This window comes from Moraxella atlantae NBRC 14588, assembly GCF_001591265.1.
In the GTDB taxonomy this organism is placed as follows: Bacteria; Pseudomonadota; Gammaproteobacteria; order Pseudomonadales; family Moraxellaceae; genus Faucicola; species Faucicola atlantae.
Map to the genome: position 1 here is coordinate 18,510 of NZ_BCUL01000007.1, position 12,706 is coordinate 31,215.

The 12,706-nt window shown below is 48.6% G+C and carries 10 protein-coding genes; 9 read left to right on the forward strand and 1 reads right to left on the reverse strand.

The window, feature by feature from the left end:
• Window positions 1–8 precede the first annotated feature (8 nt).
• From nuoG to MA2_RS05630, 9 genes are all read left to right on the forward strand, one after another.
• Entirely contained in the window at window positions 9–3,038 is a 3,030-nt protein-coding gene (gene nuoG / locus MA2_RS05590) for an NADH-quinone oxidoreductase subunit NuoG (protein ID WP_067057786.1), read from the forward strand.
• Window positions 3,038–4,102, forward strand: a complete 1,065-nt coding sequence (gene nuoH / locus MA2_RS05595) for an NADH-quinone oxidoreductase subunit NuoH (protein WP_079352174.1) — start codon at window positions 3,038–3,040, stop codon at window positions 4,100–4,102. Before nuoG ends, nuoH begins: the two co-directional genes overlap by 1 nt.
• 18 nt (window positions 4,103–4,120) lie before the next feature.
• Window positions 4,121–4,672, forward strand: coding sequence for an NADH-quinone oxidoreductase subunit NuoI (gene nuoI / locus MA2_RS05600; protein WP_067057790.1), 552 nt, complete (start codon window positions 4,121–4,123; stop codon window positions 4,670–4,672).
• A complete protein-coding gene (gene nuoJ, locus MA2_RS05605; protein WP_079352176.1) occupies window positions 4,672–5,367 on the forward strand; it encodes an NADH-quinone oxidoreductase subunit J in 696 nt (231 codons plus the stop codon). Before nuoI ends, nuoJ begins: the two co-directional genes overlap by 1 nt.
• On the forward strand, window positions 5,367–5,675 hold the full coding sequence (gene nuoK / locus MA2_RS05610) for an NADH-quinone oxidoreductase subunit NuoK (protein WP_067057795.1): 309 nt from the start codon (window positions 5,367–5,369) through the stop codon (window positions 5,673–5,675). The genes nuoJ and nuoK overlap by 1 nt, the downstream gene beginning before the upstream one ends.
• A gap of 5 nt (window positions 5,676–5,680) precedes the next feature.
• Entirely contained in the window at window positions 5,681–7,558 is a 1,878-nt protein-coding gene (nuoL, locus tag MA2_RS05615) for an NADH-quinone oxidoreductase subunit L (RefSeq protein ID WP_067057798.1), read from the forward strand.
• Window positions 7,559–7,561: 3 nt separating this feature from the next.
• On the forward strand, window positions 7,562–9,352 hold the full coding sequence (nuoM, locus tag MA2_RS05620; protein WP_067057802.1) for an NADH-quinone oxidoreductase subunit M: 1,791 nt from the start codon (window positions 7,562–7,564) through the stop codon (window positions 9,350–9,352).
• The gene (locus tag MA2_RS05625) at window positions 9,352–10,893 is read left to right on the forward strand and encodes an NADH-quinone oxidoreductase subunit N (protein ID WP_373279754.1); all 1,542 of its coding nucleotides are present in this window, start codon (window positions 9,352–9,354) and stop codon (window positions 10,891–10,893) included. The genes nuoM and MA2_RS05625 overlap by 1 nt, the downstream gene beginning before the upstream one ends.
• A gap of 86 nt (window positions 10,894–10,979) precedes the next feature.
• Entirely contained in the window at window positions 10,980–11,807 is an 828-nt protein-coding gene (locus tag MA2_RS05630) for a ferredoxin--NADP reductase (protein ID WP_067057951.1), read from the forward strand.
• A 19-nt stretch (window positions 11,808–11,826) separates the two neighbouring features.
• Here the strand turns inward: MA2_RS05630 and MA2_RS05635 are convergent, their stop codons facing one another.
• Window positions 11,827–12,630: a hypothetical protein gene (locus MA2_RS05635; RefSeq protein WP_174519465.1), complete on the reverse strand. Its 804-nt coding sequence runs from the start codon at window positions 12,628–12,630 to the stop codon at window positions 11,827–11,829.
• Window positions 12,631–12,706: the final 76 nt, after the last annotated feature.

Consider the following 12,706-nt stretch of genomic DNA (forward strand, 5'->3'; position numbering starts at 1 on the left):
GAATATCTATGGCAACCATTCATATCGATGGACGAACTGTCGAGGTAGACGGCGCGGACAATCTGCTACAAGCGTGCTTATCGCTGGGTATTGATGTGCCGTATTTTTGCTATCACCCTGCGCTTGGGTCAGTGGGCTCATGCCGTCAGTGCGCCGTCAAACAGTTTAATAACAAAGAAGACTTTGAGGCAGGTAAAGGGCGTTTGGTCATGTCTTGCATGATCAATCCCACTGAAGACATGTATATTTCGGTGACCGATGCTGAAGTCAAGGCGTTTCGCAAAAGCTTGATCGAATTTTTGATGACCAACCACCCACACGATTGTCCAACGTGTGAAGAAGGTGGGCATTGCCACTTACAAGACATGACTTATATGTCAGGGCACAGCCGCCGCCGTTATCGCTTTACCAAGCGCACACACCAAAACCAAGATTTAGGGCCGTTCATCAATCATGAAATGAACCGCTGTATTGCTTGCTATCGTTGTGTACGCTACTACAAAGACTATGCAGGGGGCGATGACCTAGGTGTGTATGCATCAGCAAGCCGCGTATATTTTGGGCGTGAGCAAGACGGACAATTTGAAAGCGAATTTTCGGGCAACTTGACCGAAGTTTGCCCAACGGGTGTATTCACCGATAAAACCCACTCTGACCGCTATAACCGCAAATGGGATATGCAATACGCGCCAAGCGTATGCCATGAGTGTTCAGCAGGTTGTAATATTTCGGCAGGTGAGCGCTATGGCGAATTGCGTCGTATCGAAAACCGCTATAATGGTGAAGTCAATGGCTACTTCCTGTGTGATCGTGGACGCTTTGGCTATGGCTACGTCAATCGCGCCGATCGCCCGATGCAAGCGTTGGAGCGCATTGGCGAGCGCATGGCACCTGTCAGTGTCGACTATGCGTTAGATGCCGTCAAAAGTCGCCTACAAGGTAAAGCTGTGCTAGGTATTGGCTCACCCGTTGCCAGTTTAGAGTCGAACTACGCGCTTAAACGTTTGGTGGGTGCAGAAAACTATAGCATCGGCGTCAGTGCGTTTGAGCAAGATTTGGTACAAACCTGTATTGATGTTTTGACCACCCAAGACATGCACAACGTTAGCATGCGTGAAATTGAAGAACATGATGCAGTGCTGATTTTGGGCGAAGATATCACCCAAACCCATCCACGTATCGCGCTTGCCGTGCGTCAAGCCGCTAAAAACAAAGCTAAGCAAATGACGGCCGCGCTGCGCACGCCAACATGGCTAGCAGAGCCTGTGCGTCGTATCGGACAAAATGCCTACAGCCCGATTTTTATCATCGATGTCACGACCACCAAACTTGATGACATCGCTGAACTTAGCTGCGTGGCAACGCCTAGCGACATCGCCGCGTTTGGTTTTCAAATCGCCGATGCGCTGGCAGGTTTACAAACCGATATTTTGCCTAAAGACTTACCAGTCGATGAAGTCGGGCAAGATGTAGGCACCGCCGATCATGATACCATGCAACAAATGGCAAAACGTATCGCACAAACTTTACTACAAGCCAAAAAACCTCTGATTATTGCTGGTACATCATTGGGCGAAACCGCGATTATCCAAGCAGCGGCACAAATTGCTAAACTAGCAGGTCAGCAACGTGGCTCGGTTATTGCCCATGAAAAAACCGTTGTCGATGCGCACAATGTGGCGGTTGATGAAGAAATTGCCAAAATCAATGCTGAGCAAGCCGCGCTTAAGCAACAAGCTGATGCTGAGCAAAAAGCAGAAGTCGCTCATGCACAAGGCGACGGCAAAAAAGACGATAAACCTGAAGTCAAATTGCCTGAGCACATGAAGATGACCGCGGATTACCATCAAACCGCCAATATCTATTTATGTGTACCACATGCCAACAGTATCGGTGTAAATCTCTTGGGCGGACAGCCGCTTGATGCATTGTTAAACAAACAGGCCGACGTGGTGATCGTCATGGAAAATGACCTCGCCAAACGTCTAAGCGAAGCTGATGGCGAACGTTTGTTGGCAGGCAAAACCGTAATTGTACTTGACCACGAAGCTTACCCTTGGCACAGCGGTGCAGATGTGGTCTTGCCAGCAGCAACGTTTGCCGAAGCCGATGGCACGTTGGTATCAGCCGAAGGACGCGCACAGCGATTTTTTCAGGTCTATGAGCCCTCGTATTATCGTCCGCAGACCCATGTTAAAGAAAGCTGGCGTTGGCTACATGCCATCGAATCAGAGCTGCAAGGGCGTGTGATTGACTGGACACAGCTTGATGATGTCGTGCAAGCTGTTGCCAATGCCAATCCAAATCTAGCAAGTATCGTCGAAGCTGCGCCGTCAGCAGCGTATCGTATTACGGGGTTAAAAATTGCTCGTGAGCCACGGCGTTATTCGGGGCGCACCGCCATGCGCGCGCCAATCTCGGTACATGAACCTGAGCAGCCCAAAGACATTGATACCAGTTTGACTTTCTCACAAGAAGGCTATGTGGGTACGCAAACGGACTCGGCATTAATTCCGTTTGCGTGGGCAGCAGGTTGGAACTCGCCGCAAGCGTGGAACAAGTACCAAGATAAAGTAGGCGGTCACCTTAAACATGGCGACCCTGGTGTGCGCTTGTTCGACACAGCAACGCAACTGCCTACACGCGATTATCACATGCTTGATCAGCCATCGGCGCGTAATCAGTTGGTACCGATTTTCAATATTTTTGCTAGCAGTGAATTGGCAGCGCGTAGCCCTGTGGTAGCAGAGCAGTTGGTCACACCAGTATTTAGCATTGGGCGCGATGATGCGGCAGATTGGCAGCTACAAGACGGTGATATGATCATGGTCACGGTGGGACAAGCACAAGCCACATTGCCTGTGAAGCTGGTGGATTATTTGGCAGAAGGTTGTATTGGCTATCCTGCAGGTCAGGTACCTGCATTGCATATTGCGTTATCAAGCCATCAAAAACCTGACGTGCAAGTGGCAAAAGCCGCGCAAGCTACGTCTGTGGCAGACAGCAGCGTGATGGTAACAGCAGGGGAGGGAGTCTAATGCAGTATGCGGTCAGAGAGTTGCCTCAGGTGCCGATGTGGCTCAGCGGCATGTTTAGCCCCGAAGGCTGGTCAATCCTATTTTTGGTATTACAATCGCTGGTGATTTTTTTGGCGGTGGTGATTGCAGCAGCGTTGATGATTCCCTACGAGCGCCGTATGTTGGGTTTGTGGCAAGACCGCTATGGACCAAACCGTGTTGGCTGGCAAGGCTCACTACAGGTTGTCGCCGATATGCTCAAGATCTTCTTTAAAGAAGACTGGACACCGCGATTTGCCGACAAGTTTATTTTTGTGCTTGCTCCTGCAATTGCGATGTTTACCGCGTTGGCAGCCTATATCATTGTGCCAATCACACCGGCATTAGGTGGGGCAGATTGGAGCATCGGTATTTTGTTCTTTTTTGCTATGGCAGGCTTGGCTGTCTATGCGGTGATGTTTGGCGGTTGGGCATCAGCAAATAAGTTTGCTTTGCTGGGTGGATTGCGTTCAGCGGCTCAGACCATCAGTTATGAGGTGTTTTTGGGTTTATCCTTGATGGGTGTGGTGGCGTTGGCAGGATCGTTTAACTTGCGTGACATCGTTGCCTCACAAGCAGGAGGCTTTTGGCATTGGAACGTGTTTGGGCAGATTTTGGGCTTTTTGACGTTTTTAGTGGCAGGTGTGGCGGTTACTCACCGTTTTCCCTTTGACCAACCTGAAGCCGAACAAGAGCTTGCTGAGGGTTATCACGTTGAATATTCAGGCATGAAATTTGGTATGTTCTTTGTCGGTGAATATGTCAATATCGTGTTGATTTCATCATTGATTACGGTGCTATTTTTTGGTGGTTGGCAGCCGCTTGCGGATATTGCGATTTTTACTTGGATTCCACCGATTATTTGGTTTATGCTCAAAACATTGTTTTTTATGACGTTTTTTGTGTTGCTGCGTGGTTCGTTGATGCGCCCACGCTATGACCAAGTGATGAATTTTGGTTGGAAAATTTGCTTGCCGATCACATTGGTGAATTTGCTGCTGACAGCGGCGTTTGTCTTGTGGCGTTCGCCACAGGTGATTGGCTAAACGGGGGAGGAGTGCCGTATGTATTGGACGATGTTAAAAAACACCCTCACGGGCTTTGGCAGTGTGCTGCGCACCATGTTGATGGTTGCAAGCCATGCCACACGCCCGCGTGATACGATCATGTATCCTGAGCAACCTGTACCCGTACCGCCGCGTTTTCGTGGACGTATTGTTTTGACGCGAGACCCCGATGGTGATGAACGTTGTGTGGCGTGTAACCTGTGCGCGGTGGCATGTCCTGTAAGTTGTATTTCATTGCAAAAAGCAGAGCGTGAAGATGGGCGTTGGTACCCTGAATTTTTCCGTATTAATTTTTCGCGCTGTATTTTTTGCGGTATGTGTGAGGAGGCTTGCCCCACTACAGCGATTCAAATGACACCTGATTTTGAGTTGGCAGAATATAACCGCCAAGATTTGGTCTATGAAAAAGAAAATTTGCTGATTTCAGGCCCTGGTAAATACCCTGATTACAATTACTATCGGGTAACGGGGATGGCGATTAAAGAAAAACCCAAAGGTGCAGCACAAAATGAATCTGCACCCATTGACTTACGGAGCTTATTGCCATGATGTGGACAGGAGCGACGATCGGGTTTTATATTTTGGCGTTAGTGGCATTGATCGCAAGCTTACGAGTGATTACGCGGGTCAATCCTGTGCATGCGCTACTTAATATGATTGTGTCATTGATGGCGATATCGGGTGTGTTTTTTGCCATAGGCGCACCGTTTGCTGGCGCACTAGAGATTATTGTCTATGCAGGCGCGATTATGGTGCTGTTTGTATTCGTCGTGATGATGCTAAATTTAGGCAGCCAAAACGCTGAGCAAGAACGCAGCTGGCTGACATCATCGGCGTGGGCAGTGCCAACGGGATTGGCGTTTATTATTGGTGTGGTGTTGGTAAGTTTTGTAGGCTTGCAGCATGGCAATAATATGGTGGTAGAAGCGGTAGGTGTAGATGCCAATGGTATGCCAGTTGCGGTACAGCAAGCGCAAGTTGGTTTGGGTATGATTGGTGGACAAGTGGTTGATGCCAAAATGATTGGCACGCGTTTGTTCACAGAATATTTATTGTTGGTAGAAGTTGCAGGCTTTTTGTTGCTTGCAGCATTGGTGGCGGCGTATCACTTGGCACGACGCGCGCTGGATGATGAAAACCTGACCCATGATAGCTTGCGGGCAGATGTGCCAAACCTGCCTGTCGCACCTACCAATAGTGTGCAGCAAGATGCGGTGATGGGCTTGAGCAAGGAGCGAGCATAATGGGGCAGATTCCGTTAAGTCATGGCTTGATGCTGGCAGCGATGTTATTTGCCATCGGCTTTGCTGGCGTGATGGCGCGGCGCAATTTTTTGTTTATGCTGATGGGGCTTGAGATGATGCTCAATGCCGCAGCGTTGGCGTTTGTCGTGGCAGGCAGCCGTTGGGTGAATGCTGACGGACAAATTATGTTTATTTTGGTGCTGACGCTGGCAGCGGCGGAAGTGGCGATTGGACTTGCCATGTTGCTTCAGTTTTATCATAAGCGCGGGCATTTGGATATTGATACCGCCAATCGGATGCAAGGGTGACAGGAATGAATGCATTACCATTAACATTTATTTTGCCACTCTTGGGCTTTTTGATACTCACCATTGGGCGTGATCGTTTGAGTGAGCCTACAGCTGCTATGATTGGCGTAGGTAGTATGGCGTTGTCAGCGGTTTGCGCATTGCTGGCGGGTGGTCATTTTTTGATGGACTATCCTGTTGGCACATTGGTGCAAATGCCATTGTGGACATGGCTACGCGTGGGTGAGTTTGCGCCAAATTTTGGTTTGGCAGTCGACGGGCTTGCTGTGACCATGATGGGCATTATCACGGGTGTGGGCTTTTTGATTCATTTGTTTGCTTCGTGGTACATGCGTGGTGAAGCAGGCTACGCACGCTTTTTTAGCTATATGAATTTGTTTGTTGCCAGCATGTTATTGTTGGTGCTTGCCGATAACTTGATGCTGCTGTATTTAGGCTGGGAAGGTGTCGGTATTTGTTCGTATCTATTGATCGGTTTTTATTTTCATGACCGTGCCAATGGGCGCGCAGCGATGAAAGCGTTTACTGTGACGCGGGTTGGCGACGTGTTTTTGGCGTTTGGGTTGTTTTTGCTGTTCTATAGCGTAGGTACGCTCAATATTCATGATATTGTCACACGTGTGCCACAAGTGTTTAGTGCCAATGACCGTATGCTACAGTTGGCGGCGGTGATGTTGGTATTGGGCGCGATGGGTAAGTCGGCGCAAATTCCGCTACATTCATGGTTGGCAGACGCGATGGCAGGCCCGACCCCGGTGTCAGCATTGATTCACGCGGCGACGATGGTCACCGCAGGTGTGTATTTGATTGCACGTTTACACCCAATTTTTATCATGACCCCTGATGTATTGGTTAATTGGGTGGGTTTTACAGGCGCGCTGACTCTGTTGGTGGCAGGTTTTTGTGCATTGGCACAAACCGACATCAAGCGGATTTTGGCGTATTCAACGATGAGCCAAATTGGTTATATGTTTTTGGCGTTGGGCGTGGGTGCGTGGCAAATTGCGATTTTCCACTTGATGACCCATGCGTTCTTTAAAGCCTTGTTGTTCTTGTCATCAGGTGCGGTGATTATCAGCGTACATCATGAGCAAAATATTTTCCGTATGGGTGGTTTGCGTAAGACGATCCCACTGGTATTTTGGTGTTTTGTCATCGGTGGTGGTGCGTTGGCAGCAGTGCCATGGATTACCGTAGGCTATTATTCAAAAGACGCAATTATTTGGGAAACCTTTGCCAGCGGTCATATGACGCTATTTTGGATGGCAGTCGCAGGGGCGTTTTTGACATCGATTTATACCTTCCGTTTGATTTGGTTTACATTCTTTGGTGAGCCAAAAACTCATGCTGAGCCACTAAAAGGCTTGTCATATCAAATTCCATTGGTGGTATTGTTGGTACTATCGACAGCCGTTGGTGCACTGATTCATCCGCCATTGGTACAAGTATTGCCAGAGAGCCAAGGAGTGCTGCTTGAGCAAGCAGGTAATGCACATGGCAAACACACGGCTGAACTGATTGCAATGGGTGCGATGTTGGCAGGTTTTGTGGTTGCTGCGGCGTTGTATGTGTTGGACAGAGGACGACTTTTGACTCGTTGGAAACACTCGGGCTTGGGCAGCGCGATGAACTACTGGTGCTATCATGGTTTGGGTTTTGATGCACTGTACGATGCGATTTTCGTTAAGCCATTTTTACTGATTGGGCGTTTATTCAAAGCCGACCCTGTGGATAAAACGTGGGGTATTTTGCCTGCACTTGCTATGACGGGTAACCGCGTGGGCAATTGGTTGCAATCTGGTTCCTTAAGGGGCTATGCCGCAAGCTTTGCGCTGGGTATGGCGGTGCTGTTGGTGTTGGTCATGATGATGATAGGGATGTAACCAATGCAAAATAATATATTGTTACCTGCCTTAATTTTTGTGCCCTTAATCGCTGGCTTTTTATGCTGGTTGGTTGAGAAAGCCGATGAGCACTTGCCGCGTTGGATTGCGTTTTTGGGCATGTTGATTACGTTTGTGCTGTCATTGATGTTGTGGCACTCAGGCGATTTTGGCCAAGCGATGCAAAGTCTACCAGCGATCGGTGCGCGCCCAACGTGGCTTGCAGAATATCGTGTACCCTGGGTGCCGTCATTGGGTGTAAGCTTTCACTTGGCGGTGGATGGCTTGTCGCTGTTGATGGTTGCCTTGACGGCATTTTTGGGCATGATGGCGGTTGCGTGTTCGTGGGGTGAGATTCAGCGGCGCGTTGGGTTTTTTCATTTAAACTTGCTATGGAGCTTGGCCGGGGTTATTGGCGTATTTTTGGCAATCGACCTGTTTTTGTTCTTCTTCTTTTGGGAGATGATGCTGGTACCGATTTACTTTTTGATTGCCATTTGGGGGCATAACGCTATCAATGGTAAAACCAAAGAGTACGCGGCGACTAAGTTTTTCATTTACACACAAGCTTCTGGCTTGATCATGTTGGTTGGTATTTTGGTGTTGGTGATGATTCATGCCAGCACATCAGGACAATTAACCTTTGATTATATGGATTTGCTGGGCACGTCGTTGGGCGGCTGGGAATATCCATTGATGTTGTTGTTTTTTATTGGTTTTGCTGTTAAGTTGCCGATTTTTCCTTTGCACGGTTGGTTGCCCGATGCGCACGCGCAAGCACCTACGGCAGGTTCGGTGGATTTGGCAGGTATTTTGATTAAAACCGCAGCGTATGGTTTGTTGCGTTTTGTCTTGCCGTTGTTTCCTAATGCCAGTGCAGAGTTTGCGCCGATTGCGATTATTCTTGGTACGATTGGTATTTTCTATGGCGCGTGGCTTGCATTTATGCAAACCGATATGAAACGCTTATTGGCTTATACCAGTGTGTCACATATGGGGTTTGTCGTGTTGGCAATGTATGCTGGTAGCTTACTTAGCCTACAGGGTTTGATGATTCAGATGTTGGCGCATGGTTTGAGCTCGGCGGCGTTGTTTATCATGAGTGGGCAGTTGTATGAGCGTTTGCACACTCGTGATTTGACCAAAATGGGTGGACTATGGGGACAGCTGCGTTATTATCCACCACTGCTGATGTTTTTTAGTGCGGCCCTGTTGGGTATTCCTGCGACGGGTAATTTTATTGGTGAGTTCTTGATTTTGCTGGGTGCGTTTAGCCGCCATCCTGTGGCAGTGGTATTGGCAACGTTTAGCTTGGTGTGGGCAGGTTTGTATGCGTTGATCTTGATTTATCGCGCACTATTTGGTCATACACCTGATGATTTGCCTGTTGCGCACGCGCCTGTAAATCCTATGTCTACAGATGATGCTAAAGCAATTACAGTAGTTGCGGCAGCTGAGTCTACAACAGCGACCGTGATGCAAGATACGTATTCGGCGGCAGCTAGCAATGGTGTGGCGCATGATACACACCACCACACACACATGGGCACGCATGGTTTTGTGCAACGTTTTGCCAATCTAAGTGCGCGTGAAGTTGCGATTTTATTGACCTTAGCCATTGGTTTGTTGTGGCTTGGGCTTTATCCACAAACGTTTTTAGATGTGTCTGAGTCAAGTATGCGTTGGATTGAGCAGGCGTATCAACCCACAGCCACGGCGGCGGATAGCGCGGCGACGTTGGCAGGTTCAACAGGCGCAACCAACGAACCTTTCGCGCATTTGGAGGTGCGTTAATGAATCCAATGGCTACTACTGGCTTGGCGAATGGGATGATGGGCGCGACAGGCTGGACAAGTCTGATACCACTTGCGCCGATGTTGGTCATTTCGCTGACTGCGGTGATGGTGATGATCGCCATCGCGCTCAAACGCTCAAATACGGCAGCAGGTACCATCAGTGTGGCTGGGCTAAATATTGCGTTGGTGTTGGTGATTTGGGGTGTGCTCAATCCACTGGCACAAATGCAAGGCGTGGTATCAAGCTTATTTGTTGTCGATAGTTTTGCTCAGTTTAATATGGGCGTGATTTTGGTATGTGCGTTGGCATGTTTTACATTGGCACATGGTTATATCGAAAACTCGACCGCTAATGGGCTTAACGGGCAAAAAGAAGAGCTATACATTTTGATGTTGATCGCCACATTGGGCGCGCTGTTGATGGCATGTACTGACCACATGGCGGCGTTTTTTGTTAGCCTTGAGCTGTTGTCTGTACCCATGTATGGCATGCTGGCGTATACTTATGCGCGCGAGCAATCGCTTGAAGCAGGTATGAAGTATCTGGTGCTATCTGCCACGGCTTCAGCTACGCTGCTCATGGGTATGGCATTGGTGTATGCGTGTACAGGTACGTTGTCATTTCGTCAAATTGGCGTGGCAACTGTCAATAGCCTACAAGCAGGTATGAACTTACCGCTTTTGGTGGTCGGTGCAGCAATGATGGTATTTGCGATTGCCTTTAAACTTTCGGCAGCACCGTTTCATACATGGACACCCGATGTGTATCAAGGCGCACCTGCACCTGTGGCGACCTTTTTGGGTAGCGTGGCAAAAGTGGCGACGCTTGTTGTGGGTCTGCGTTTTTTACTGACCAGCGCAACATTGGCGATCCCTGCGGTACAGTTTTTATTGGTGGTGATTGCGACTTTATCCATTTTGTTGGGTAATATGCTTGCGCTGCGTGAGCGCAACGCCAAACGCGTGTTGGCGTATTCGTCAATTGCGCATTTGGGTTATGTGTTGGCAGTGGTAAGTGCGGTGACAATTGAGTCAGTCGGCTTTGCTAGTCTATACATGGCGGTGTACGCGCTCACTACTGTGGGCTCGTTTGGCGTGATTTCTATTATGTCAAGCCCGTATCAAGGGGGTGAGGCGCAGACGCTGGATGACTACCGTGGTTTATTTTGGCAGCGTCCTGTCTTGACTGCGGTATTGACGGTTATGCTGTTGTCTTTGGCAGGTGTGCCTTTGACTGCAGGCTTTATCAGTAAGTTTTATGCAATTTTTGCTACCGCCAGTGCACAAGCATGGTGGCTAACGGCAATGATTATTGTGGGTAGTGCGATTGGTTTGTACTATTACCTAAACTTCATGATTAGCCTATTCAAACGCGCTGACTTCAGCCGTGAGCAAAACACGCGCGCGTATGATGCGGTCAATCATTGGGGCTTGCAAGCAGGCGGTATCATGGTGTTGTTAGTGACGTTGGCAGTGCTTTACTTGGGTATCTTCCCTGAGTGGTTGTCAAAAATTTTGCTAGCCATTAAAATTTATTAAGACTTGCAAATTACCATCGATCACCACAAAAAACGCGGCAATCTTAGCCGCGTTTTTTATCGGGTGATAACAAAATGAGGATGATTATGTCAGATGCTAAAGCTGTGGCGGTTGAGGTATTGTCGGTGCATCAATGGGCACCGACGTTGTTTAGTTTTCGGGTGAGTCGCCCATCGGGTTTTAAATTTACCGCAGGGCAATTTGTGCGTTTGGGACTCAATCCTACTGAGTTACAACACTTTAATCAAGACCAATCAACGCTAGCGAGCAGCGTGCTTGACGAGCGGATTTTTCGGGCGTATTCGGTTGCGTCGTCACCGTTTGATGAGTTTTTGGAGTTTTTTTCGGTGGTGATTGTCGATGGCGCGTTTACTAGTCGGCTTCAGTATTTGCAGGTTGGTGATCGATTGTGGCTAAATCCTATGCCGTTTGGTTATTTGACATTGGCACGCTATCAGCAGCCTGCACCAAAAGATCTGTGGCTACTGGCAACGGGTACAGGGCTTGCGCCGTTTTTGTCGATGTTGCAGACACTAGATGTTTGGACACATTACCAAACCATCGTGCTGGCGTATAGCGCGCGTACTTCCCAAGAGTTGGCGTATCAAACACAGATCAGCGAGCTTGCCACAACCTTTCAAGCTTATACCGAGGGCCAAGCGGCGCAATTTCATTATGTGCCAATCGTCACTCGTGAGGCAGGCGCAGGGCAGTTTAGCCAACGTTTGCCAGCGCTGATTGACAATCACGCGCTTGAACATGCCGTTGGGCAAATATTGTCCGCCGATAGTAGTCATGTGATGTTATGCGGTAATCCGCAGATGGTCGCTGACACCAAAACCGCGCTACAAAACCGCGGCTTGCTGATGAATCGGCGCGGTGAGGGCAATATCGCGGTCGAAAATTATTGGTAATAGGCGTAACTGGCCGCGCTTAGGCAGCGACATACACTGTTTGGGACGGTGCAGGGTCTACCTCATCGGTATGATCAGTGTGTTTATCGGTCAATTTATCGCTGGGTGTTGGGCTGTTGGGGTCGTTGTTGGGATTGTCTGGGTTATCATCTTCGGTGATTACCACTTGTCCTGAGCCCAAATTGATGATTTCACTGATATTAACTTGCGCTTTGAGCAACAACTGCTCTTCAGCTAGTAAGCCATGGTTGATCTGCACTTTATTGAGTGTGTCCATGATTTTTTCATTTTTACGCAGCCAACGCGCCAAGTCCAAATACAAAATGTCATCTTTTTGGGTGGCTAGATTGGCTCTGCCCAGTGCCAAGCCCAACGGGTCGCGCTTGAGGACACCTTGAAAACCCCACAACGCCGCACGGATTGCTTGTGTTTTAAGATAGCTGTCGGTGTGCAGTACCAATACTTCGGTGTTCGATAGCTGTCCAAATACCAACCGCTGACGGTCACGATCTAGCTGCACGTGCACCAATCGCAAATTAACCGCAAGCTGGGCAAATATACCTTTGACATTGACCGTGGTGTGCAGACGCAGCCAGCTGTCATGCAAATCTAAATGCAAATCCAGTACGGCAGCAACTTTTTTGGTGACATATTGTGCCAAGGCGTCATTCACCTGTTGTTCGCTAATTGGTAGCAAAATCTCTTGCTCAGAAAAATCCTCAAATCGCGCGTACCAGTCCTGGGTCTTTGCCAATAGCGCGTTTAGCCCTTGATTTGCTAGGTCGGTCAAAAAATCTTGTAATGCTTGCGTTATCTTGTTCACAATACGCCCTTTTATCTAAGTTGATTGCTAGTTGATGGCTAAAAACAATCATTAAATCAGCGAATATTAACCCAGC